The 24,689-nt window shown below is 63.5% G+C and carries 18 protein-coding genes and 3 pseudogenes; 8 read left to right on the top strand and 13 right to left on the bottom strand.

Annotated elements, in window-relative coordinates; translation table 11 throughout:
* Window positions 1-36: 36 nt before the first annotated feature.
* The gene (locus NKK51_RS03030; RefSeq protein WP_023811621.1) at window positions 37-1,368 is read right to left on the bottom strand and encodes an ABC transporter substrate-binding protein; all 1,332 of its coding nucleotides are present in this window, start codon (window positions 1,366-1,368) and stop codon (window positions 37-39) included.
* A 277-nt stretch (window positions 1,369-1,645) separates the two neighbouring features.
* Window positions 1,646-2,335, bottom strand: a complete 690-nt coding sequence (locus NKK51_RS03025; RefSeq protein WP_023811622.1) for a PIG-L deacetylase family protein — start codon at window positions 2,333-2,335, stop codon at window positions 1,646-1,648.
* 28 nt (window positions 2,336-2,363) lie between these two features.
* On the opposite strand from NKK51_RS03025, the pseudogene NKK51_RS03020 reads away from it, so the two are divergent.
* From NKK51_RS03020 to nhaA, 5 genes and pseudogenes are all read left to right on the top strand, one after another.
* Window positions 2,364-3,250: pseudogene (locus NKK51_RS03020) on the top strand (DMT family transporter).
* A 47-nt stretch (window positions 3,251-3,297) separates the two neighbouring features.
* Window positions 3,298-5,883 (top strand): ATP-dependent helicase HrpB, encoded by a 2,586-nt coding sequence (hrpB, locus tag NKK51_RS03015; protein WP_352551114.1) that lies wholly within the window; start codon window positions 3,298-3,300, stop codon window positions 5,881-5,883.
* A gap of 26 nt (window positions 5,884-5,909) precedes the next feature.
* Complete coding sequence (locus NKK51_RS03010; protein ID WP_128302879.1) at window positions 5,910-7,241, top strand: ActS/PrrB/RegB family redox-sensitive histidine kinase; 1,332 nt, start codon at window positions 5,910-5,912, stop codon at window positions 7,239-7,241.
* Window positions 7,242-7,326: 85 nt separating this feature from the next.
* Entirely contained in the window at window positions 7,327-7,890 is a 564-nt protein-coding gene (locus tag NKK51_RS03005; protein WP_352551111.1) for an ActR/PrrA/RegA family redox response regulator transcription factor, read from the top strand.
* 63 nt (window positions 7,891-7,953) lie between these two features.
* On the top strand, window positions 7,954-9,168 hold the full coding sequence (nhaA, locus tag NKK51_RS03000; RefSeq protein WP_352551109.1) for a Na+/H+ antiporter NhaA: 1,215 nt from the start codon (window positions 7,954-7,956) through the stop codon (window positions 9,166-9,168).
* 11 nt (window positions 9,169-9,179) lie between these two features.
* Here nhaA and NKK51_RS02995 read toward each other — a convergent pair whose 3' ends face one another.
* From NKK51_RS02995 to cueR, 5 genes and pseudogenes are all read right to left on the bottom strand, one after another.
* Window positions 9,180-9,680: an MmcB family DNA repair protein gene (locus NKK51_RS02995; protein WP_023811626.1), complete on the bottom strand. Its 501-nt coding sequence runs from the start codon at window positions 9,678-9,680 to the stop codon at window positions 9,180-9,182.
* A 93-nt stretch (window positions 9,681-9,773) separates the two neighbouring features.
* A complete protein-coding gene (locus NKK51_RS02990) occupies window positions 9,774-9,962 on the bottom strand; it encodes a hypothetical protein (protein ID WP_127289952.1) in 189 nt (62 codons plus the stop codon).
* A gap of 340 nt (window positions 9,963-10,302) precedes the next feature.
* Window positions 10,303-10,619 (bottom strand): annotated as a pseudogene (locus NKK51_RS02985) (SMR family transporter); the annotation flags it as partial.
* A 949-nt stretch (window positions 10,620-11,568) separates the two neighbouring features.
* Window positions 11,569-11,999: pseudogene (locus tag NKK51_RS02980) on the bottom strand (OsmC family protein).
* Between the two features lie 59 nt (window positions 12,000-12,058).
* Window positions 12,059-12,481, bottom strand: a complete 423-nt coding sequence (gene cueR / locus NKK51_RS02975) for a Cu(I)-responsive transcriptional regulator (RefSeq protein WP_352551106.1) — start codon at window positions 12,479-12,481, stop codon at window positions 12,059-12,061.
* 226 nt (window positions 12,482-12,707) lie between these two features.
* Between cueR and NKK51_RS02970 the strand changes: the two genes are divergently transcribed.
* Window positions 12,708-13,325 (top strand): L,D-transpeptidase, encoded by a 618-nt coding sequence (locus NKK51_RS02970; RefSeq protein ID WP_013528066.1) that lies wholly within the window; start codon window positions 12,708-12,710, stop codon window positions 13,323-13,325.
* Window positions 13,326-13,432: 107 nt separating this feature from the next.
* Here the strand turns inward: NKK51_RS02970 and NKK51_RS02965 are convergent, their stop codons facing one another.
* The 3 genes from NKK51_RS02965 to trpS all read right to left on the bottom strand — a co-directional run bounded on the left by NKK51_RS02965 (window position 13,433) and on the right by trpS (window position 15,811).
* On the bottom strand, window positions 13,433-14,002 hold the full coding sequence (locus NKK51_RS02965; RefSeq protein WP_023811631.1) for a NifU family protein: 570 nt from the start codon (window positions 14,000-14,002) through the stop codon (window positions 13,433-13,435).
* A 156-nt stretch (window positions 14,003-14,158) separates the two neighbouring features.
* On the bottom strand, window positions 14,159-14,650 hold the full coding sequence (locus NKK51_RS02960; RefSeq protein ID WP_013528063.1) for a universal stress protein: 492 nt from the start codon (window positions 14,648-14,650) through the stop codon (window positions 14,159-14,161).
* Between the two features lie 93 nt (window positions 14,651-14,743).
* Window positions 14,744-15,811 (bottom strand): tryptophan--tRNA ligase, encoded by a 1,068-nt coding sequence (trpS, locus tag NKK51_RS02955; RefSeq protein ID WP_023811632.1) that lies wholly within the window; start codon window positions 15,809-15,811, stop codon window positions 14,744-14,746.
* Between the two features lie 546 nt (window positions 15,812-16,357).
* Here trpS and NKK51_RS02950 point away from each other — a divergent pair.
* A complete protein-coding gene (locus tag NKK51_RS02950; RefSeq protein WP_352551103.1) occupies window positions 16,358-16,555 on the top strand; it encodes a hypothetical protein in 198 nt (65 codons plus the stop codon).
* A gap of 61 nt (window positions 16,556-16,616) precedes the next feature.
* Here the strand turns inward: NKK51_RS02950 and murJ are convergent, their stop codons facing one another.
* The 3 genes from murJ to NKK51_RS02935 form a co-directional block, all read right to left on the bottom strand.
* Window positions 16,617-18,215, bottom strand: a complete 1,599-nt coding sequence (gene murJ, locus NKK51_RS02945; RefSeq protein ID WP_023811635.1) for a murein biosynthesis integral membrane protein MurJ — start codon at window positions 18,213-18,215, stop codon at window positions 16,617-16,619.
* Window positions 18,216-18,261: 46 nt separating this feature from the next.
* Window positions 18,262-21,063: a [protein-PII] uridylyltransferase gene (locus NKK51_RS02940; RefSeq protein ID WP_352551102.1), complete on the bottom strand. Its 2,802-nt coding sequence runs from the start codon at window positions 21,061-21,063 to the stop codon at window positions 18,262-18,264.
* Window positions 21,064-21,141: 78 nt separating this feature from the next.
* Window positions 21,142-21,960, bottom strand: a complete 819-nt coding sequence (locus tag NKK51_RS02935; protein ID WP_352551100.1) for a glycosyltransferase family 25 protein — start codon at window positions 21,958-21,960, stop codon at window positions 21,142-21,144.
* 187 nt (window positions 21,961-22,147) lie between these two features.
* Between NKK51_RS02935 and NKK51_RS02930 the strand changes: the two genes are divergently transcribed.
* Entirely contained in the window at window positions 22,148-24,652 is a 2,505-nt protein-coding gene (locus NKK51_RS02930; protein ID WP_352551098.1) for a heavy metal translocating P-type ATPase, read from the top strand.
* Window positions 24,653-24,689: the final 37 nt, after the last annotated feature.

Here is a 24,689-nt window from a genome sequence, read left to right as displayed (position 1 = left end):
CGGGACGCTAGGGCCCTAGCTCGGGAGGAGCCGGGGTTACATCTTGCCGTCGTCCTGGAAGACCTGCGTCCAGTCCTTGACCAGGCCGTCGAGCGCATCCTTGGCCGAGCCCTGGCCGGCCACGACATAGTCATGGAAGCGTTTCTGCGAAGCCTGCAGCAGCGGTGCGTAGCTCGGCTCGGCCCAGAAGTCCTTCACGATGGCCATCGAGTCGAGGAAGGTCTGCGCGTAGGGCTGGCTGGCCGGGAACTTCGGATCCTTGACCACCGCGTTGAGGCAGGAATAGCCGCCGAGGGACCACCATTTGGCCTGCACGTCCTTGTTGGCGAACCACTTGATGTATTTCAGCGCCGCCTCCTGCTTGTCGGAATAGGACACTACCGAGATGCCCTGGCCGCCGAGCTGGGCGAACTGCTCACCGTCGGGACCCTTCGGGTTGACGAAGTAGCCGATCTTGTCGCCGCCGACATTCTCGTCCTTCTGCAGGCCCGGCCATGTGAAGGCGAAGTTCATGTGCATCGCCACCTGGCCGGATTTGAAGGCATCGACGCCTTCGCCCATGTAGCTGTTCGACGCGCCCGGAGGGGTACAGCAATCATAAAGCGCCTTGTAGAATTCCAGGCCCTTCACCGACTTGTCGGAGTTGACGAAGCCTTCCATCTCGTAGGGCTTCTTCGGGTTTTCGTACTGGAAGCCGTAGCTGTAGAGCACGTCCATGGCGCCCATGGTGATGCCTTCCGAGCCGCGCTCGGTATAGATCGAGGCGCCGTAGACGGTCTTGCCGTCAATCTCGCGCTTCTGGAAGAACTCGGCGACCTGCTTCAACTGGTCGAAGGTGGTCGGCGGACCGAGATCCCAGCCGTACTTCTCCTTGAATTCCTTCTGCAGCTCCGGCTTGGAGAACCAGTCCTTGCGATAGGTCCAGCCGACGACGTCGCCCATGGCTGGCAGCGCCCAGTAGTTCGGCGTGTTCTTCGGCCATTCCGAATAGCCGACGACGGTTGCCGGCACGAAGTCGTCCATGCTGATCTTCTCCTTGTCGAAGAAGTCGTTCAGCTTGACATAGTGGCCGTTCTCGGCCGAACCGCCGATCCACTGGCTGTCGCCGATGATCAGGTCGCACAATTTGCCGTGCGAATTCAGCTCGTTGAGGAAACGGTCTGCATAATTGGTCCACGGCACGAACTCGAATTTCATGCCGATGCCGGTTTCCTTGGTAAAATCCTTGGACAGTTCGACAAGCGCGTTGGCCGGGTCCCAAGCGGCCCAGCACAGCGTCAGGTCTTCAGCGTGCGCGACATTCGAGACGGCTGTCGACGCTGTGATCGCCGAGGTCAGTCCCAACGCCAGTTTCAAGCTCGATTTCATGACTTCCTCCCATTTGCGAAACGCGCCCGGATGACGGTTTCAAAAAGCCCTCAACCCCTCTCCTCAGGGGCCCAAACATGGCGGCGCGGTCACGCTGCGGATGTTTAGTAATTTGTTTAGTGATGCAATTTTTACTAAACAAGGCAAGCGAATTCGTTGCTGCGCCGCAGCATGCTTATGGCGATGTCTGAAAACCTTGGGAAAAGCGCGGGTCGCTGGTCGGCCTACCGAAGCTCTTCAGGCCGATTCTGACCAGGACGTGGGGCAGCCTCGGTTTTCAATCCACCCTTCTGGTGCTCACCATCACCTTGCGGATTGGCGGCGCCGGCGGCAGCAGCGCGCGGATATCGGCGAACGGGAACGACGGTTCGAAACGGAACGCTTCGGCCGATGAGCCTTGCGCGCTGTTGCACTGGCCGGCGCGAAAGGCGTTCTGTGTCCGCGCGATGTCGACGAAGCGGTCGGGATCCTGCGACTGATGCATTCGGATCGCCTCAGCTTTGACGTCGGCATACCCGGAAATGTCGACGTAGTGCGTCGGCGAAAAACCGGTGCCGCCCATCGTGTCGGCATGCAGCACCGGGACGGCGAAAGACGCCGCGATGCGCACGCCGTCCGACAGCGCGCGATGGTCGGCGTGATAGTCGTTGGGCGCATGCGTGATCACCAGATCCGGGCCGGTTTGACCAATCAGTGCTTTCAGAGCTCCGATCAGCGCTGCATCGGCCACCAACTCGCCGTCCGGGAAGTCGAGGAAGCGTGGCATTGCGCCTACCAGCGCAGCCGCGGCCGTTGCTTCATCGCGACGGACACGAGCGAGAACAGCGGGATCACTCGTGCCGCCCCTGGCACCATCCGTGGCCATGGCAAAAGTGAGCTCTGCGCCTTGCGCGGCATAGGCGGCCATCGTACCGAACATGAAGATCTCGATGTCGTCCGGATGCGCACCGAGCGCTAGGATTTTCAAATCACTCTCTCCCCGGAACTGGAACAACGTGACGAACGGAATCCTGCTCGCCCTGATCGCGCAAGCTATTCGGGCAGCGATGCCGTTGTCAAAAGCCTGGGCGGTCAGCTCACGATCTTCGAGATCGGCTTTTTCATAACCTTGTTCGCGGGCTTCTTCCTATTCTTCACGCGACCTGCGGGCGAACGCTGGCGCGATTTCTGGCGCACCAAAAGGCCATGGGCGGTGCAGGCGCGCGCCTGGGCGGGTATCGCTTCCGGCGTGCTCAGCGTCTACGCCTTCACCACCATTCCGCTGGCCGAGTCCTATGCGCTGATCTTCCTGGCGCCGCTCTGCGTCACCATCCTCTCCACGGTGATCCTCAAGGAGAAGGTCGGCCCCTGGCGCTGGCTGGCGGTGGTCGCCGGTTTTGCCGGTGTCATGCTGGTGGTGCGGCCTGGCTTTCGCGAGCTCAATCTCGGCCATCTTGCCGCCTTCGGCGTTGCCTTCCTCGCCGCCATCAGCGTCATCCTGATGCGCTCGCTGGCGCAGCAGGAAAAGCGCACCACCATGCTCGGCGTGCTGGTCGGTTGCGGCCTGCTGTTCAACGGCATCGGTGCCGCCGCCACCGCCTTCACTGTTCCCAGCGGAAAGCAGTTGCTGTGGCTGGTGATGGCCGGTGCCTTCACCGCAGGTGGACAATTCCTTCAACTGCTGGCCATGAAATACGCGCCCGCCAACCGCGTCGCGCCGACGCATTATTCGCAGATCGCCTGGGCGGTGATCCTCGGCGCGTTGTTTTTCCAGGAATATCCGGACGGACTGTCGCTGGTCGGCCTGGCGGTCGTTGGCGGCGCCGGCCTGTTGACCATGGTGCGGGAGGAGGCGCGGCTGGGCACCGTGCGCTGGAACCCCTTTTCGCGCACCCGGCTTTGAACCGACTCTGGTTGCGCCGTGGCCGTAACCGCTGATATGCGGGCGCCATGACCACAAAACCCCTGCCGGAGCTTCCTGTATCCGCCGTGCTGCCGGCGCTGAGGGAAGCGCTTGGCGATGGCAACAGCGCCGTGCTGGTGGCGCCGCCGGGCGCCGGCAAGACGACGCTGGTGCCGCTGGCGCTGCTCGACGCGCCTTGGCTCGGCGCCGGCAAGATCATCCTGCTTGAACCGCGCCGCCTCGCCGCCCGCGCCGCCGCTCGCCGCATGGCTGAATTGCTTGGTGAGGAGCCCGGCGCCACCGTCGGCTATGCCATGCGCATGGAAAACCGCATTTCGGCAAAGACCAGGATCGTGGTCGTCACCGAAGGCGTGCTGGCGCGGATGATCCTCGACGATCCCGAATTGCCCGGCGTTTCGGCTGTGATCTTCGACGAATTCCACGAGCGCTCGCTCGACGGCGATTTCGGTCTCGCTCTGGCCCTCGACGTGCAAGGGGCGCTCAGGCCGGATCTGCGCTTGGCTGTGATGTCGGCGACGCTCGACGGCGCACGTGTCGCCAAACTCATGTCGGGCGCGCCGGTGATCGAGAGCGAGGGTCGCGCCTTCCCCGTCGACATCCGCTATGACGAGCGTCCCGCCGGCATCGCCATCGAGGATGCGATGGCCAAGGCGATCCGCGCCGCCCTTGCCGACGAAAGCGGCAGCGTGCTTGCCTTCCTGCCCGGCCAGCGCGAGATCGAGCGCACCGCCGAACGGCTGGCCGGCAAGGTCGGCACCGATACCGACATCGTGCCGCTCTACGGCATGCTCGACGGCAAGGCGCAGGACGCCGCGATCAAGCCGCCGCCGGCAGGCCGCCGCAAGGTGGTGCTGGCCACCTCGATCGCCGAGACCTCGATCACCATCGACGGCGTGCGCGTCGTCATCGATTCGGGCCTGTCGCGCCTGCCGCGCTACGAACCGGCCAGCGGCCTCACCCGGCTCGAAACCGTGCGCGTCAGCAAGGCTTCCGCCGACCAGCGCGCCGGCCGTGCCGGACGCACGCAGCCAGGCGTCGCCATCCGGCTGTGGCGGGCCGAGCAGACGGCTGCACTTCCCGCTTTCACGCCGCCGGAAATCCTCGAGGCCGATCTGTCCGGACTGCTGCTCGATTGCGCTGCCTTTGGCGTTGCCGATCCGGCAGGGCTCGCCTTTCTCGATCCGCCGCCTGTTCCGGCCCTTAGTGAGGCAAGGGCACTGCTGCGCGCGCTGGATGCCATCGACGAGACGGGCCGCCTGACGGAGGCGGGTGCAGCGATGCGCAAGCTCGCTCTGCCGGTGCGGTTGGCGCACATGGTTGCCGAGGCAGCCGGCAGCGGCCATGCCTTCGAGGCGGCGATGCTTGCGGTGCTGCTCACCGAACGCGGTCTTGGTGGCGACGGCGCCGATCTGGAGCGACGGCTGATGCGCTTTCGTGGGGAAAGATCTCCGCGCGCTACCGCCGCCAAGCAGCTCGCCGAACGGCTGGCGCGGCAGGCCGGCACCTCTTCACCCTCCCCCTTGTGGGGAGGGTCGATCCGCGAAGCGGAGCGGGGTGGGGGTAGGCCGAGCGCTGCACTCCCACCCCGTCTCCCTCGCCTTGCTGCGCAAGGCGCGCTCGCCGACCCTCCCCACAAGGGGGAGGGTAAGTCAGCCGGTCCCCTGCTCGTCCACGCCTGGCCGGATCGGGTGGCGAAGGCGCGTGGCGAGCGTGGCCGTTTCGTGCTGGCCAACGGCTCCGGCGCCATGCTCGACGCCGGCGATCCGCTGGCGGGCGAGCCGTTTCTGGTCGTCGCCGACCTGCAGGGCAAGGCACAGAATGCGCGCATCACGGCGGCGGCGGCGATCGGCGAGGACGATGTCCGCGCTGCGCTGGCGGACAGGTTCGAGGTCCGCCGTGAAACGAGCTTCGACCGCGACAAGCGCGCCGTGCGCGTCCGCGAAACAGTGCGCCTTGGCGCCATCACGCTTGCCGAGCGCATGCTGCCGCCGCCAATCGGTGCTGACGCTGATCGCGCCGTCCTCGATGCGGTGCGCCAGCACGGGCTGTCGCTGCTGAATTGGAGCAAGGAGGCGCAAACGCTGCGCCAGCGGCTTGGCTGGCTGCATCGCGGCCTTGGCGCGCCCTGGCCCGACATGGCGGATGCCGCCCTCATCGAGCGCCTCGACGACTGGCTGCTGCCTTACCTCGCCGGCGCGGCATCGTTTGCCGCCATCGATGCGGGCGTTGTCTCGGCCGGACTGACCAGCCTCGTGCCGCATGATCTGCAGCGCAGGATCGATACGCTGGCGCCGACCCATTTCGATGCCCCGTCGGGCAGCCATGTGCCGATCCGCTATGACGGCGAATGGCCGGTGCTGGCGGTTCGCGTGCAGGAGCTGTTCGGCCTCGACCGCCATCCTTCGATCGCCAATGGCGCCGTGCCGCTGACGCTCGAACTCCTGTCGCCGGCGCACCGGCCAATCCAGACGACGCGCGACCTGCCCGGCTTCTGGCGCGGCTCCTGGGCCGATGTGCGCGCCGACATGCGCGGCCGCTATCCCAAGCATGTCTGGCCGGAAAACCCGCTGCTCGCCGCCGCCACCGCCCGCGCCAAACCGCGCGGGACCTAGCGTTCCTGGTCCTACGGCTGTAATTCATGGCCATGATCAACGTTTTGCGTTCGCCCGATTTCCAGCAGAGCCAGAGACTGCGCCTCAACACGCTGATCCGGTTGCGCTGGCTTGCCATTGTCGGTCAGAGCCTGACGGTGCTCGTCGTCGCCTATGGGCTGAAGTTTCCACTGCCGGTCAGCCTCTGCTTTGCCCTAATCGCCTGTTCGGCCTGGATGAACCTGTTTCTCGCCTTTCGCTTTCCGGCGGCGCACCGGCTCACGCCGCTTGCGGCCTTCGGCATCCTCATCTTCGACAGCCTGCAGCTTGCCGGCCTGCTCTACATGACCGGCGGCCTCACCAACCCGTTCTCGCTGCTGATGACCGTGCCTGTCGTCATTTCGGCGACATCGCTGCCCCTGCGCCTGACCGCCATCCTCGGTGGGCTGGTCATGTCGGCGGCGACCTTTCTGGTCTTTGTCCATCTGCCGCTGCCCTGGCATGAGGACGCGCCGCTGGCGATGCCTTTTCTCTATGTCGCCGGCATGTGGATGGCGGTGCTGTCCTCGATCGCCTTCACCGCCATATACGCCTTCCGGGTGGCCGCCGAAGCCCGGCTTCTTGCCAATGCGCTCGCCGCAACCGAGCTCGTGCTGCAGCGCGAGCAGCACCTTTCGGCACTCGACGGGCTGGCCGCCGCGGCCGCGCACGAGCTCGGCACGCCGCTCGCCACCATCGCGCTTGTCGCCAAGGAGATGGAAAAGGCGCTCGGCAAGGATCCGAAATACGGGGAAGACGTGACGCTGTTGCGTTCGCAGAGCGAGCGTTGCCGCGAGATTCTCAAGCGGCTGACCAGCCTGTCCTCCGAGGGCGAGGCGCATCTTTCGCGGTTGCCATTGACTTCGCTGGTCGAGGAGGTCACCGCGCCGCACCGGGACTTCGGCATCTCGATCAAGCTTCGGCCCGGCGAACGCATCGGCCCCGAGCCGGTCGGGCGACGCAATCCGGGCGTCATCTACGGCCTCGGCAACTTGGTCGAGAACGCCGTCGATTTTGCCCGCAAAAGCGTCACCGTGCGCTGGAGCTGGGACGAGGCCACCGTCACCTTCTCGATCATCGATGACGGCCCCGGCTTTCCGGCCGAGATCATCGACCGCATCGGCGAGCCCTATATGTCGACGCGCCAGGGCAATGAAACCGGCGGCGGTCTGGGCCTCGGCCTGTTCATCGCCAAGACCCTGCTCGAACGCTCTGGTGCCGTGCTCGATTTCCGCAATTCGAGCGGCCTGGGCGAGGGCGCCATGGTCCAGATATCGTGGCCGCGTGGTGTGTTCCTCAATCCGGAAATCACTTCGGCCAGCATGTTCGACACCGCCTGAGAGCCTTGAAGGACCTCTAAAAATTGGACAAGGAGGCTCAGGAACTATATTTGCGTAAAATTAAGGCAGCAGGAATTTTGAGACTATGACAGGCGACGAGAATATTGGCGCAATGGTTGAAGGCGAGGACACCTCGCTGCTTGTCGTCGATGACGACAAGCCGTTCCTCACGCGTCTGGCCCGCGCCATGGAAGCCAGGGGCTTCGTGGTCGAGACGGCCGAGAGCGTCGAGGAGGCGGTTGCCAAGGCGCGCGCCAATCCACCCGCCTACGCCGTGGTCGACATGCGGCTCGGCGACGGCAACGGCCTCGACGTGGTCGCGGCCATCCGCGAAAAGCGCGAGGATTCCCGCACCATCATCCTGACCGGCTACGGCAACATCGCCACCGCGGTGACCGCGGTGAAGCTCGGTGCGGTCGATTATCTCTCCAAGCCCGCCGACGCCGATGATATCTTCGCGGCACTCACCCGCACCGCCGGCGAGCGCGCGACGCCGCCGGAAAACCCGATGTCAGCCGACCGCGTTCGATGGGAGCATATCCAGCGCGTCTATGAGATGTGCGAGCGCAACGTCTCCGAGACAGCGCGCCGGCTCAACATGCACCGACGCACCTTGCAGCGCATACTGGCCAAGCGGGCGCCGCGTTAAGGCCGCCGTTTGCCATCTTGCGGGATCGAAGCCCGCCAAAACAGACGGCATGACGGAGGCGACATGCAGGACTTGAAGCATCGGCCGGTTTCCGTCTTCCGCGAATTCCTCGATAGTGAAGCGGCTGGCGGCATCATCCTGATGGTGGCGGCGGCACTGGCCCTGATCGTCGCCAATTCGCCGCTCGCCGAAACCTATTTCTCCGCGCTCCACGCCTATCTCGGCCCGCTCAGCGTCTCGCATTGGGTCAATGACGGGCTGATGGCGGTGTTCTTCCTGCTCGTCGGACTGGAGATCAAGCGCGAGATGCTGGACGGCCAGCTCTCCACCTGGCCCCGGCGCGTGCTGCCCGGCATTGCAGCCGCCGGCGGCATGGTGGTTCCCGCACTCGTCTATGTGGCCGTCAACCGCGACAATGCGGCCGCCCTGTCCGGCTGGGCGATCCCGACCGCCACCGACATCGCTTTCGCGCTCGGCGTGCTGTCGCTGCTCGGCAGCCGCGTGCCGGCTTCGCTGAAGGTGTTCCTCACAGCACTGGCGATCATCGACGACCTCGGTGCCGTCATCATCATCGCCATCTTCTACACCAGCGGCCTGTCGCTGGCTTATCTGGGTGCTGCCTTCGCCGTCATTGCCGCGCTTGTCGTGCTCAACCGCATGCGGGTGATGACGCTGGTTCCCTATCTCGTGCTCGGCGTCATCTTGTGGATGCTGGTGCTGAAATCCGGCGTCCATGCCACGCTCGCCGGCGTGGCGCTGGCGCTGACCATCCCGCTTGAGCGCTCCGCCGGCATCGGCCACGATCTCGACCATTCGCCGCTGCACCGGCTCGAGCACGGCCTGCACAAGATTGTGGCCTTCGTCGTCATCCCGATCTTCGGCTTTGCCAATGCCGGCGTTTCGCTGGCCGGCCTCAGCGTCAGTGCGCTGATCGAGCCGTTGACGCTGGGTGTCGCCGCCGGCCTGGTGGTTGGCAAGCTGGTCGGCGTGTTCGGCTCCTCGGCACTTGCGATCCGGCTCGGTCTTGCCGACCTGCCCGCCAATGCCGGCTGGACGCACATGATCGGCATATCGCTGCTGTGCGGCATCGGCTTCACCATGAGCCTGTTCATCGGCCTGCTCGCCTTCGCCGGCGACGTGGCGCTGCAGGACGCGGTCAAGGTCGGCATCCTCGCCGGCTCCTTCATCGCCGCCATTCTGGGTGCTGCCGTGCTGCTCATGGCGACCGCCAAGGGTGGCGTGGAGGACGATGAAGAGCAGAGCCGGTCCATAGACTGAAGGACGGGCCGTTACTCGCTCTCACCCTCCAGCGCCGGCACCGACACGCCGGCAAGCTCTGCCGCCAGCAGCCGCGAAGCGCCGGCCCGCGCGACCCGCAGCATCAGCGCCTTGCGCGTTGCCGCTGCCATGCGGTGCTCGGGCGCATCGCGCAGGATCTCGGCGCCATAGCCGTCGGAAAGGATGAAGCCGCATTCCTGCGGAAAGATTTCCGAGGGCACGCCGGGATGGGTGGCGAAGAAGAAGCGGTCGGAATGCAGCCGGTAGTCGGGCCATTTGCGGTCGACCCTGAAATCCTCGATCGAGGATTTGATCTCGATTATCCAGATATCGCCCTGCCGGGTCAGCGCGACGAGGTCGGCGCGGCGGCCCGTGGCCAGCGACAGCTCGGGCAACACATGTGCGCCCATATCCATGAGCAGCCGCTGTACGCCGCGCCGCACCAGCATGGCGCGTTCGGACTGGCGGCCGTCGATGAGAGGATTGATGGGGATGGGGGAGATGATCGGCATGCCAGGCACCATGCCAGATTCTGTTCACGGTTTGAACCTGTTTTATGTGGGCGCTTTCAGGTAATCGTCGGGCTTCCACTCTTTCATCGCGGGCTACTTCCGCGCGATCCATTCCGCTAAACCGGGCTCAATGTCGTCGCTATCCGTATACTCCCGGATCAAAAGCTCGGCCTCGGCCCGCCATTTGTCCTCTGGAATGTTCTTCTGGATGACGATTTTTATGAACGCGCTGCGCAAAATATCGCAGTCAAAAGCCGATACCGAGCTATCGAACTGAGACATGGCCAACCTCCCATCCATAAGGGCGGGAGCTTAGCGTTACTCTCAATCACCGGTGCGCCGTTAACCCGTAGCCGGTGACCTTGGGATTTTAATACGCTGTGAGGTGGCTTCAATAAGGATTCACTGTACATTTTTAACCAAGCGGCTGGGCCTCAATTGCCGGCCAATTCGCGCGCTCTAGCTCCCGGCAGGCGGCAACCCCTCAAAGAAGCCGCAGTGGCCGGCGCGGATCATCATTCATCCGGCAACCTGCGCCGGCCATTTTGGCGTTGGGCCTGTCAAATACATAACCGCCTTTATGTAGGCGATCGTGTAGTTGTCGGACCTCAATGAACGCCCGTTTGGACAGCAGGTTTAAAACCAGCACTCCAGCCAAGATCAGGCCATGCCGACAAAACCTGCCACGTCGGGCCGTTGCCCGTAGACAATCCAAGCGACCAGCGCGACCAGAACAATGCCGCCGCCCGCCCATACTGCGTAGGCAACGCCGACCGGTATGCGGTCCAGCACCTGGGACAGAAAGAAAAACGCCGTAGCGTAACCGAGCAGCACCAACATCGACGGGCCAAGCCTGGTGAAGCCTTCCGAGGCCTTCATCGCGCTGGTCGCGATGACCTCACCGACAATAGCCAGGGCAAGAATGGCATAAGCTGGCATTCGATGAACCTCCAGTGGCGGGAGGCATCTAATGATCAGAACGCTACGATGGCGTCACGTTCACTTTCCCGTGATCGTGCCTCGCCGCGAGCGGCGCAGGGTCTCGTCGATTGCAAGGGCGCGCGCCTGTCCGATGAGGCCCACCCAGCTACACTCCGGGCTGCGTCGCTCCTGTTAATTAGCTAGAGCGAATATAAATGAAAGGTGATATTTTCGAAGCAGCCGGGGCTCCCCCAATACACCCCGCTCCGGTCAGGCCCGGTGGCGGTCCACCCAAAGGAAGGCTACTGGGCCGATCCCTGCAACCAACCGGTGACCCGCTCGTTGACCCATGCCGGGTTGATCCCCCGGCACTCCAGGACCTGCCCGCTGCCGAGGGGCGGCGGGCCTTTTTACCGATTGGGTTCAAGCCTGCAGCGATAGCGAAGGCGCCGGCGGACTCCGGGACCTTCGCGTTGCAGGTCTCGTCAGAAGTGGATCCAGAAGGATCTGCGGAAACACCTGCGGCGCCAGGAACCGTGGCGCCAATAGCGACGGCAAACCCGCCTCCACCCGCGTCGACGACGGCGGCGGTGCCACCTGCGGTGCCGCACGAACTCGACGCCGTCCTGGACATCGGGACCATCCGGGTCGAGAATGTCGTCGGACGGTTTGTCGAGCTCATCGAGAATGCCCGGCCCCGTATTGGGGATGCCGGCCAAGGCGGTGGCAGGACGCGCGATTGCGACGACGGTCGCAGCCCCTGCCAGCCCAAGCATTCTAGTCAGAAACAATCGCCGATCCATGCCAATCTCCATCGTTGATCATTGCAACAAGGGAAGACATAGCGCGTCAGATTGACGCGCCCAGATGCCGAAGAAAATTGGATCAATCGCTCTGCTGTGCCGGCGGTGGGCCTATTTAGCGATCTCTGACAATCCACGCGGCCAAATGCGCCTGTTCCCGGGGATCATTCCTCCGACAAGCCGGTCGCCGTTGCGTCCGTTTCGATGCTCACCGGCACGCCCTGGCGCAGGGAGTTGCTGACGTGGAAATCGCCGCGGCCCTTGTGATGATCTCCGCCGGGTCGGAGCCGTCCAGCGTCGTGCAGGAAACCGTCATGGTTGACGAAGTCGCGAGCAAAGGCTTGCCTTCGAGGTTCAGCGTCACGGTCACGGCGATCTTGTTGAGCGTTATGCCAATTTCCTCGGCAACGTAGCGAAGGTCGTTGCAGAAGCAGCCGCCGATCGCCAGGGCGAGCAGCTGGCCGCCATTGAAGCCCAGGCCCATGCCGCCGGCCTTGCCTTCGGGCCGGTCGACGATGATCGTGTGGCCGCCGGCCCAGCCCATGGCCGCCTGCGTGCCCCCCATATTGCGCAGTTCGACGCTCATCGAGACCATTTGTGGACGTCCTCCCGGCAGGAGTCGACCAGGCGTCGGGCCTCGTCGACGTAGGGTCATTATGCAGCCGCAGAGGTGCCCCTGTCGCTGAGCAACGCCGCTCCCGCCATGTCATCAAGGATCGGACAATCCGGCCTTTCGTCGCCGTGGCAGACATGGATCAGTTTCTGCAGCGTCGAGCGCATCGACTGCAACTCGCGCACTTTCTCCTCGATCGCCGTGACATGGGCGGCGGCGATTTCGCGCACGTTGTGGCTGGCGCGGCTGCGATCCTGGTAAAGCACCATCAACTGGCGGCAATCGTCGATGGAAAAGCCGAGATTGCGCGCGCGGCGCAGGAAGGCCAGCCGATGGATATCGTCTCCGGAATAATCGCGGTAGCCATTGGCGGCCCGCGCCGGGGCGATCAGGCCGATCTCTTCATAGTAGCGGATAGTCTTGGCCGGCAGGCCGGAGCGGTGGGCGGCGTCACCGACATTCATGACGGTTCTCCTCGATTTCCAGGAGCCCATGGAGCAGGCCCCTTGAATTTGCTTCACAATCCTGTGAGTCCTGTTGCCAAAATGCCATAGTGATACGCTTACCGGTACGTCAAGGCAGGCATATAGGCATCGCGCGCTTGGCAAGCAAAGCAAATGCCAGCATGAATGATGATGAGAGAGCGGCCGACTCGTGCCGCCGAAGTTGGGCGGGGCACCGGATCACCTGATGCGCATGAAGTCGTTTGCAATCATCGCCGCACTGGCGCTCTCCACTGCTATCGCCGGTTGCAGCACCATCGGCTCGCAGATCTTCTCCAACGACTACGGCGCGGTCACCGACGCCGGTTATCAGCTGCCGCGCATCCCGATCGAGAAAGTGCCGATGAAGTACCATCGGCAGGAAGTGAACTACGACAGCCCGGAAAAGCCGGGCACGATCATCGTCGATACGCAGAACAAGTTCCTCTACTTCATCGAGGGCGACGGCAGGGCCATTCGCTACGGCATCGGCGTCGGCCGCGAGGGCTTCGAGTGGCATGGCACCGCCCACATTGCGCTCAAGCGCGAATGGCCGACCTGGACGCCGCCGAGGCAGATGATCCAGCGCCAGCCGGAATTGGAAAAGTTTGCCGGCGGCATGGAGCCGGGCCTGAAGAACCCGCTCGGCGCGCGCGCCATGTACCTGTTCAACAAGGGCGGTGATTCAGGCTATCGCCTGCATGGCAGCCCGGAGTGGAATTCGATCGGCAAGGCTATGTCGTCTGGCTGCATCCGCCTGATGAATCAGGACATTATCGACCTCTATGACCGCGCCTCGGTCGGCGCCAAGGTCATCGTTCTCTAGATTTCGTACGCGGACCGTCTAGGCAACAACGGACGTCCCAAGCAGAAAACCGGGCAATTCGGCCCGGTTTTTTGTTGTTTGCCTCTAATGCGTCGAGAAGGAGGTCTCTACGAGACCTGCTCGACCTGCTGCACTTCCGGCACGAAATGGCGCAGAAGGTTCTGGATGCCGTGCTTCAGCGTCGCCGTCGAGGACGGGCAGCCGGCGCAGGCGCCCTTCATGTGCAGGAACACCGTGCCGTTCTCGAAGCCGCGGAAGGTGATGTCGCCGCCATCCTGGGCGACCGCCGGGCGCACCCGTGTATCGAGCAGTTCCTTGATGGTGATGACCAGCTCCTCGTCGGCCTTGTCGTAGAACTCACCGGTCTGGCTGGTCTCTGCGGCCGGGCCAGCCTTGGCCATGACAGGCGCGCCGGACATGAAATGCTCCATGATGGCGCCGAGGATCGCCGGCTTCAGATGCTGCCAGTCGGGGCCATCCTTGGTCACGGTGATGAAGTCATAGCCGAAGAAAACGCCGGTGACGCCAGGAATTTCGAACAGCCGGCCGGCCAGCGGCGAGGCGACGGCGGCGCTGTCGGCATCGCGGAAATCGGCGGTGCCTTCCAGAAGCACTTCCTTGCCGGGCAGGAATTTCAGCGTCGCCGGGTTTGGCGTCGATTCGGTCTGGATGAACATGGCCGTCTCCGTGCCCGTTTGGGCATCTAGTTTGGAACAATTCTAAATAGGCTCAATTGGATGGACATTCAAGCGAAACGCATCGCCGGAACGGCTGGCTGGCGGAATGTTTTTTCGCGCCCAAAATCGGAGCGGCATCACCTGAAGAGCAAAATCTCAGGCCAGGCTGTCTATTTCCTCGTCCGACAGGTTCTGCGGCACGACAGTCACCGGGATCGGGAAGGCGGCACCCTTGCCGGCCACGGCGCCGACCAGCGGCCCCGGGCCTTCCTTGCCCGCACCGGCGGCCAGCACCAGGATGGCGATGTCCTGGTCTTCCTCGATCAATTTGTGGATCTCTTCCGTCGGCTTGCCTTCGCGCACCACCATCTCGGGCTCGATGCCGAGCTTCTGGCGCACCTTGTTGGCATAGCTGTCGAGTGCGGCGCGCGCCGTGGCGTTGGCTTCCTCGCGCATGATCTTCTCGACACCCAGCCAATGCTGGAAATCGTCCGGCACGATGACATAGAGCAGCACCAGCGTGCCGCTGGTGCTCTGCGCCCGTTTCGAGGCATAGGCGACGGCGCGCTCGCATTCCGGCGTGTCGTCGATGATCGTCAGGAATTTCCTGCGATGGCCGGCTTCGCGGCTGAGGCGTTTGGAGACCATGTCTATCTACTCGGTGTCGTGCGGCCGCAATCTGCCACTGCGGGGGACCGGCGGCAAGCCGCCGGCCTTGTGCCAGTGCACCCGATGTCGCGATCAGCCCTGCAGCAGGCCGATAATGTCGCGCACCGTCTTCATCGTCGCTTCGGCCAGCACGCCGGCGCGCTCGCCGCCATCCTTGAGCACCGCGTCGACATAGGCGCGGTCATCCGAAATGCGGCGCATCTCGCTGGCGATCGGCGCCAGTTTTTCCACTGCAAGATCGGCCAAGGCCGGCTTGAACACGGAAAACTGCTGGCCGGCGAATTCCTTGAGTACATCCGCCTTCGACATCTCGGCGAGACCCGCATAGATGCCGACCAGGTTCTCCGCCTCGGGCCGGCCGGCCAGGCCGTCCAGCTCGCTCGGCAACGCTTCCGGGTCGGTTTTGGCCTTGCGGATCTTCTTCGAGATGTCATCGGCATCGTCGGTCAGGTTGATGCGCGACAAATCCGACGGGTCCGATTTGGACATTTTCTTGGAGCCGTCGCGCAGCGACATGATGCGCGCCGCCGGCCCACCGATGACCGGCTCGGTCAGCGGGAAATAGCCGTTCACGGTCTCTTCGCCGACCTGCATCTCGACGCCGATGCCAAGGGCCGCGATGCGGTCGGAGAAGTCGTTGTTGAATTTCTGCGCGATGTCGCGTGTGAGTTCCAGATGCTGCTTTTGGTCCTCGCCCACCGGCACGTGGGTGGCACGGTAGAGCAGGATGTCGGCAGCCATCAGCGAAGGATAGGCTAGCAGGCCGAGCGACGCGTTCTCGCGGTCCTTGCCGGCCTTGTCCTTGAACTGCGTCATGCGGTTCATCCAGCCGATGCGCGCCACGCAATTGAAGATCCAGGCGAGCTCCGCATGCTGCATGACCCGCGACTGATTGAAGACGATGTGCTTCTTCGGGTCGATGCCCGAGGCCAGGAACGCAGCGGTGATCGACCGCGTCTGGTCGGCTAGGTCTTCATGAACGAGTTGAGCTGTCAGCGAATGCAGGTCGACGACGCAATAGATGCAATCGGAGGTGTCCTGCAGGGCGACGAATTTCTTGATGGCGCCGAGATAGTTGCCGAGGTGCAGATTGCCGGTCGGCTGGACACCGGAAAAGACGAGTGGCTTGAAGGCGGTCATGATTGTCCTCATGGCTTGTGGAGGGCCGTATAAGCGTGATTCCGAAAAGTTGCAGACTTTTCGGAGCCAATCACGCGGCTGGAAACCGCGCGCGGCGAAAGTCTTGCGACGGCGCGCTTATGGACGAGAGCGGTGAGAGGATCAAGAGGCCATTGGGCCTTGGAGCAGACTATAAGGAACAGGGACAAGAAACCGGGAGTGTCTCGGTTTGAAATTTGAAATATGCGAAAGCACCTATATGCTTCGCGGAAAGCAGGGGCCGGAGACTTGGCGCGAGTTTGGAAGATTGTACGCCACGGGGCGCCCGATCAATGGGAGGATTCCATCCCAGAGAAGTCGCTGGCCGAAGGGCAATTAGTCGTGCTTCTATCGCGGCTAGCCGCGAGCCATCTGCCACCCGTCGCCACGACCCCATTGCCACGAAACGCTCCGCGGTTCACTACGTCGCTCACTGTCAAAAACGACCGCTTTGGCAACAAGCACTTCATCATGTACGCGAGCGGCAGCCGGGTGCATTACATAGCGACCTTGGAGGAGACGCCTTGAATGCCCACCGGATCTGAAGGTCAGAAGCGCCCCGCCGGCGTGGTCGGTATGCAAGAGGCACTGCAGCGCAGGCGCAGCCGCGAGACGCCGCTGGAGACCGCGGCACGGCTTCGGGCCGAACTCGGAATTGAACTGAGGGGGCGGGCGCGCAACACCTTGCCACCCTCCGTCTACGACGAATTGTCTGGAGAAGACTAATGTTTGTCGAAGCAGCCGCTATCGTCGCAATGAGGGGTGGGACATTGCAATAAATTCCGGCTCACGGATCTGGAGACTGTTCCCTAGTCGGCGGCGATCCTTTCCGTCCGACATTGCGCCGGATCATCCCGAAATCGGCGCCGCCGGTGGCAAACGCGGTGATGAAATAAAGCAGCGCCCCACCGGCAACCAGCGACAGCAGCGTCGCCGCCTTCACCACCAGCGGCGAGCCCGGCCCAAGCCTGATGGCGAACCAGTGTTCGGCAAAATAGAGCGCAGCGCCCATCACCACGGCGGACAGCACCAGACGTGGGATGCGCTTCATCAGCGGTACGTCGCGGCCCCAATGGCCGCGCCGGATCAAGACGCCGAGCAGCATCACCGCGTTGACCCAGCCGGCGACGGCCGAGGCCACCGCAATGCCGGGCGCCCCCATCCGTGGAAACAGCGTCAGCGCCGTGGTGACGTTCACCGCCACCGAGATGGCGGCAAAGATCATCGGCGTGCGCGTATCCTCACGGGCGAAATAGCCTGGGGTGAACGCCTTGATCAGCACGAAGGCCGGCAGGCCGAGGCCGAAGATGGCCAGGATCGCCGCCACCGTCGGCGTCGATCCGTTGGCGGCGAACGCGCCGCGCTCATAGACCAGCCGCACGATCGGTTCCGACATCACCCAGAGTGCCGCGGCTGCCGGCAAGGTCAGGAACAGCGTGAACTCGACCGAGCGGTTCTGCAGATTGGCCGCCTCGATCAGATTGCCCGACTTCAGCGCCCGCGACAGTTCGGGCAACAGCACGATCGCCACCGCAACGCCGACCACGCCGAGCGGCAACTGGTAGATGCGGTCGGCGTAGGCGAGCGAGGACACCGCGCTGTTCTGCGCCGAGGCGATCGCCGTACCGATCAGTTGGTTGATCTGGGTGATGCCGCCGGTGATGGCCGCCGGCAGCGCCAGGATCAGCAGCCGCTTGACCGCGGGCGTCATTTTGGGACGGCGAAAGCCGATCGAGATGCCGGCATGGCGCACCGCCACCCAGACGATCGCCAACTGCACCAGTCCGGCGGCAAGCACGCCCCAGGACAGCCCGTAGCCGACTGTCAGGGCATCCGAGCCCTTGTACCAGGCATAGGCGAGCACGCCGATCAGGATGATGTTGAGGAACACCGGTGCCACCGCGGCGGCGAAATAGCGGCGCAGCGAATTCAGCATGCCCGCCATCATCGCGCCCAGCGACATGCAGATCAGATAGGGAAACATGATCGTCGCCAGCGTCACCGTGGTGTCGAACTTCCCCGGCGTGCCGGCAAAACCCGGCGCCACCAGATAGCGCACGATCAGCGGCATCGACAGTTCCATGATGATCGTCAGCGCCAGCAGCGCCGTGAACAGCACGCCGAACACTTCCTCGGAAAAGCGCTTGGCGCCTTCGGTACCGTGGGTCTCGATCTCCTTGGCGAACAGCGGCACGAAGGCGGCGTTGAAGGCCCCCTCGGCAAACAGCCGGCGAAAGGTGTTGGGAAACTGGAAAGCGGCGTTGAAGGCATCGGCAACCGGTCCGGTACCGAGTGCAGCAGCCATCAGCATCTCGCGGCCGAAACCGAGCGCGCGGCTCATCAGCGTGCCGGAAGCGACCGTTGCGAATTTCTTGACGAGGCTCATGCTTTTGGGAACTGCCTGCGCAATTGGGACAAAGTGATGGTCGTTGTCACTCGGCCGCCGCCCTGGGCTTGCCGCCGCGTTCGGGCACGATGCCTTCGAGCGTTGCCATCAGCCGATTGCGGATGGTGGCGATGCGGGCCGGGCTATCTATCTTCTGGCCAGTGAGATCGGTGACATAGAAAGTGTCGATGACCTTTTCGCCGAAGGTGGTGATGTGGGCCGATGCGATGTCGAGCGACAGGTCGGAAAGCGTTCCGGTGATCTCCGACAGCAGTCCCGGCCGGTCGAGGCCCTCGACCTCGATGACCGAAAAACGGTTCGACAGCGTGTTGCGGATTTCGGCACGCGGTGGGATCTTGAACACCTTGGAGCCGCGCCGCGGCTTGGTGCGCTTCTCGATCATTTCCGGCAGCCAGCTCTTGCCCGACAGCACGTCCTCGATCAGCCGGCCGACACGTTCGGCGCGCCGGCGCTCGTCCTCGTCGCGATCGAATTCCCTCGAGATCAGGATGGTGTCGAGGGCGCGGCCATCCGACGTCGTGAAGATCTGCGCGTCGACGATGTTGCCGCCGGCCCCGGCGCAAGCCCCGGCGATCACCGACAGCAGGCGGGGATGGTCCTGCGCCAGCACGGTGATTTCGGTCACCGCCTCGAACTGGTGGGTCTTGACCATGGTGGCGAGCTTGTTGCCTGCCACATCCGCCTCGCGGATGAACTCGGCATGGCGCAACTGGTCTGCGAGATCGACGGTCAAAAGGTAATTCTCGTAGTGTTGGCCGACATAGCGCTTGCGGGCCTTGTCCGGCCAGTCGGCAAGCGCCTCGGCCAGGCGCTCGCGCGCCGCCGCCGTGCGCTGCGCGCGCGACACTTCCGAAAACCCGCCGGTCAGCAGCAATTCGGTCTCGTAGTAGAGCGTGCGCAGCAGCTGGCCCTTCCAGCCGTTCCAGACACCGGGTCCGACGCCCCTGATGTCGCAGACGGTGAGGATCAAAAGCAGCTTCAGCCGCTCGACCGACTGCACGATCGCGGCAAAATCCTCGATGGTCTTGCGGTCGTTGAGGTCGCGGGTCTGCGCCGTCATCGACATCACGAGGTGGTTCTCGACCAGCCAGGCCACGGTTTCGGTATCGGCAGGCGACAGCCCCATATGCGGGCAGATGCGACGGGCGATCCTGGCCCCCGCCTCGGAATGGTCCTCCGGCCTGCCCTTGGCAATGTCGTGCAGCAATACGGCGACATAGAGCGCCTCGCGGCTCTTCTTCAGGCCCGGCATCAGCGTGTGCGAGAGGGGGTGGACCTTTTCGCCGTCGCCGCGCTCGATCTCGGCCAGCACGCCGATGCAGCGGATCAGATGCTCGTCCACCGTGTAGTGGTGGTACATCGAGAACTGCATCATGGCGACGATCTTGCCGAAATCCGGGATCAGCCTGCCGAGCAGTCCGGCTTCGTTCATGCGACGCAGATTGAGTTCGGCATTGCGATCCGAGGTCAATATGTCGAGGAACAGCCGGTTGGCCTCCTCGTCGCGCCGCAGCGACTTGTTGACCAGGCCGAGCGAACGGGTCAGCAGCTTCAGCGCGTCAGGGTGGAATTCCAGACCGTGCTTGTCGGCGAACCAGAACAGCCTGAGCAGATTGACCGGATCGCGCTCGAAAACCTGGTCGTCGGCGATGTTGATGCGGTGGTTGTCGACAATGAAATCGGAGGTGCCGGCCAGCTTGCGTTTGCGCCTGGAGAAAGTCAGGAAGATGCGGTTGAAGCCAGGAACGTGCTTGGCCTGCTCCTCCTCGAGCGCCGCGCAGAAGATGCGGGTCAGGTCGCCGACGTCCTTGGCAACGAGGAAGTAGTGCTTCATGAAGCGCTCGACCGCCGACAGGCCGGGGTGTGTGGTGTAGCCGAGACGTTCGGCGATCTCGCGCTGGATGTCGAAATGCAACCGCTCTTCGGCCTTGCCGGTGAGGAAATGCATGTGGCAGCGTACCGCCCACAGGAAATCCTCCGCCTTCTGGAACTCGCGGTATTCGCCCTCGGTGAAGACGCCCTTGTCGACCAGTTCCTCGCCGGTGCGCACCCGATAGAAATATTTGCCGATCCAGAACAGCGTCTGCAGGTCGCGCAGGCCGCCCTTGCCGTCCTTGACGTTGGGCTCGACCAGATAGCGGCTTTCGCCGGCCTTGGCATGGCGGTCATCGCGTTCGGCAAGCTTGGCCTGGACATATTCGGGGCCGGTCGTGCGCACCACCTCATGGTCGAAGCGCAGCATCAGTTCATCATAGAGCTTTTCCTCGCCCCACAAGAAACGTGCTTCGAGGATCGAGGTGCGAATGGTGACATCGGTCCGCGACAGGCGCAGGCATTCGTCGATATTACGGGTGGCGTGGCCGACCTTCAGCCCCAGGTCCCACAGCATGTAGAGCATGTATTCGACTGTCTGTTCGCCCCACGGCGTCTGCTTGTAGGGCAGCAGGAACAGAAGGTCGATGTCGGATCCGGGCGCCAGCGTTCCACGGCCGTAGCCGCCGACAGCGACGACGGCCATGCGCTCCGCCGAGGACGGGTTCTTGACCCGGTAGACATGGGTGACGGCGAAATCGTAAAGCGCCCGGATGATCTCGTCCATGAGATGCGACAGCCGCGCCGCGCAGGCGCTGCCGCCGCCATCGTCCATCAGCATTCGTTCGGCAATGGCGCGCCCTTCCGCCAGTCGTCCCTTGAGCAGTTGGAGCACGCCATTGCGCGCGGCCCGCCCTGAGCCATCATCCGCCGTGGCCGCGGTCAGCGCGGTCATCTCGCGGCGCAAGGCTTCGCCGTCGATCAATTCGTCGAGCTTCAGGGAGATTCTTGCCATATATCCAGTCGGCCTTGCCGTTCGGCGGCGTCTATAGCGCGTTTTCGTGGCGCTGGGTATGGGGCGTTGAAAGCCGGTTCAAGACCCGGTTGAGCTTTGGCTCGGATAAGTAAATGGAATAACCATTCTCCGCTTCAGTCGACAGAAATCGACAATGCGCTTGCCTATCCGCCGAGCCTCGGCTTTGACCTTCGCTATGGCTGTCTTTCTGCGTTTCCCGGTCCCGGCGGCGTACTGGATATCCCGCTTTTCCCTGAGCAGGCTTGGCAATTGGAGCGCCCTGTCGCCAAGGAACTGATCTTGCGCGCAGAGCGCAGGAACAAGCTGATAGATTGTCTCGCCTCGCAAAACCGAAAACTCGGGGTTGAAGACAAGGTCGTCGACAGCGATGCCGATCTCCTCGGTGGCCTTGATCAGGTCGAGCGCGGTTTGCCTGGAGATGATGTAGCCGGCGGTTCCTATATGTCCAGCGTCGAGTTTGGATGTGGAAAAGCCGTGACCGATGTCAATGCGCTTGCGTCGGATCACGGTCTTGCAAAAATAGCTTTCGAGCTTGACGACTTCGGCATCGGCTGGAATCCAGTTGCTGTCGCGAAGCAATGCGCCGGCTTTCGCGGCAAAGACGATGTCGTCCTCGAAGATTGCCCCGTAGCGAGCGTCGCCTTGCGCTATGGCGGCCCAGCAGGCCCGGTGACTGAGCAGGCAGGCGATCTCGCCGTCAGTCAATGGCAGCCTGTTCCGATATCCGACATTTTGCGGCAGCTGGTCCAGGTCCGGCCGATCCCGTGCGTCGATGGCCTGAACGCGTTCGAACGGGACGCCGATGCGGGCAAACTCCGCCGTCACACGGGCAAGGCGATCGGGAGACCGATCGAGATTGATGACCAGACGCTTCATTGCCAAAGAAAATCTCACCCCCGGGACGCTCGCTCTCTAGCAGGCGTGGTGTTGCCGCGTGAGACTTTTTCTGGGGGAGGATGGACGCGCCGTGGACCGGAGAAGAAAAGTCGAAACAGCCCTTGACCTTCCAGTTACTGGAAGCCTTATCTCCACGTCACACGCCGATAAATCAAGGCATTTTCGAATGACGCATTCCGATCACGATCATCACGCGCATGGTAGCTGCTGCTCGACAAAAGGCGCCGTGCCCACCACGAAGAGCGTCGTCCGCGATCCGGTCTGCGGCATGACTGTCGATCCGGTCGCCGGCAAGCCGACGACCGAGCATGATGGCCATCCCTATCATTTCTGCAGCCAGGGCTGCCGCACGAAATTCGTCGCCGAGCCGGAAAAATTCCTGACGGCCACCGATCCGGTCTGCGGTATGAGCGTCGATCGCGCGACAGCCAGGCACTTTGCCCGCCACGAAGGCCAGGGCTTTTACTTCTGCTCGGCCGCCTGCCAGGCGAAATTCGAGGCGGAGCCGCAAAAATATCTCGGCAACAGGCCGGCACCGCAGCCGATGCCCAAAGGCACGCAATACACCTGCCCGATGCATCCCGAAATCATCCGCGACAAGCCAGGATCCTGCCCGATCTGTGGCATGGCGCTGGAGCCGATGGGCGTGCCGACGGGCGATGAAGGGCCAAATCCCGAGCTGGTCGATTTCACCAGGCGGTTTTGGGTGAGCGCTGTCCTTTCGGTCCCCCTTCTGATCATCGCAATGGCGCCCATGATCGGCTTGATGTTTGAAGGCCTGGTCGAGGACCGGACAAAGGTCTGGATCGAACTGGTCCTGGCAAGTCCGGTGGTGCTTTGGGCCGCCTTTCCCTTCTTCCACCGCGGCTGGGACTCGCTGGTCAACCGCAGCCCCAACATGTGGACGCTGATCTCGCTCGGCGTTGGCGCTGCCTATCTCTACAGCGTCGTCGCCACGCTGTTTCCGGACATTTTCCCGCATCAGTTCCGCGGCCATGGCGGTGCGGTGCCCGTCTATTTCGAGGCTGCCGCCGTCATCGTTGCGCTGGTCTTCCTTGGTCAGGTGCTGGAGCTGCGCGCCCGTGAAAAGACCGGTTCGGCGATCCGCGCCTTGCTCGATCTGGCGCCGAAGACCGCGCGGCTGATTGCCGCCGATGGTTCCGAAAACGACGTGCCCCTCGACGCCGTCAAGGCCGGCGATCGCCTGCGCATACGCCCCGGTGACGCCGTGCCGGTCGATGGCACGGTGCTGGAAGGGCGGTCCTCGATCGACGAATCGATGATCACGGGCGAGCCGTTGCCGGTCGAGAAGGTCGAGGGCGATGCGCTGACCGGCGGCACGCTCAACAAGAATGGTGCGCTGATCATGCGCGCTGAGAAGGTTGGCGCCGAGACGACGCTGGCGCGCATCGTCGAGCTCGTCGCCAAGGCGCAGCGCTCGCGCGCCCCGATTCAAGGGTTGGCCGATCGCGTTTCTTTCTACTTTGTCCCGGCCGTCGTCCTTGTCGCGATTGTCGCTTTCACCGCCTGGGCCGTGTTTGGACCCGAGCCCAGCCTGATCTTTGCCATCGTCTCGGCGGTGTCGGTGCTGATTATCGCTTGCCCCTGTGCGCTCGGCCTTGCCACGCCGATGTCGATCATGACCGCCACCGGGCGCGGAGCGCATGCCGGTGTGCTGATCAAGGAGGCCGCAGCACTCGAACGCTTCGCTTCCGTCGACACGCTGATCGTCGACAAGACGGGGACGCTGACCGAAGGCCGGCCGAAGCTGACCGATGTCGTTGCGGCAAACGGTTTTTCCGAGGAGGAATTGCTGGCGCTTGCCGCCGGTCTGGAGAAGGGGTCGGAGCATCCGCTGGCTGAAGCCATCGTCGACGGCGCCGCTACGCGCGGCGTGACAGTTGCCGAGGCCAGCGCCTTCGAGGCGGTCACCGGCAAGGGCGTGTCCGGTTCGGTCTCGGGAAAGACGGTCGCGCTCGGCAATGCCGCGATGATGGCCGACCTTGGCGTCGACATCGCATCCATCTCGGCCAAGGCCGAGGCGTTGCAACTCGAAGGCAAGACGGCGATGTTCGTCGCTGTCGACAAAAAACTGGCCGGCATCGTCGCCGTCGCCGACCCTATCAAGGCAACGACGGCCGAGGCGATCAAGGCGCTGCATGAAAGCGGCTTGCGGATCATCATGGCAACCGGCGACAATGAACGCACGGCCAACGCGATCGCCAGAAGCCTCGGCATCGACGAGGTCCGCGCCGGCCTGCTGCCGGAACAGAAGGCAGCCCTTGTCGAGGAACTGCGCGCAAAAGGCGCCGGCGTTGCCATGGCCGGGGACGGCGTCAACGACGCACCGGCCCTTGCCGCCGCCGATGTCGGCATCGCCATGGGCACCGGCGCCGATGTCGCCGTCGAAAGCGCCGGTATCACTCTGGTCAAGGGCGACCTCAACGGTATCGTGCGCGCCCGCACGCTGGCGCAGGCGACGATCCGCAACATCCGTCAGAATCTGTTCTTCGCCTTCCTCTACAATGTGCTGGGCGTGCCGGTCGCCGCCGGCGTGCTCTATCCGCTCACCGGCACGCTTCTGTCGCCGATGCTGGCGGCCGCGGCGATGAGCCTGTCTTCGGTGTCGGTGATCGCAAACGCATTGCGGCTGAGAACATTGAAACTCTGATCCAAGCCCCCAAATACGAAACCACCCAACAGGAGAC

It is taken from the genome of Mesorhizobium sp. M0011 (assembly GCF_040324155.1).
Taxonomy (GTDB): domain Bacteria; phylum Pseudomonadota; class Alphaproteobacteria; order Rhizobiales; family Rhizobiaceae; genus Mesorhizobium.
Note: the sequence above shows the minus strand (reverse complement) of the source record. Positions and strands in the feature narration are given on the sequence as shown.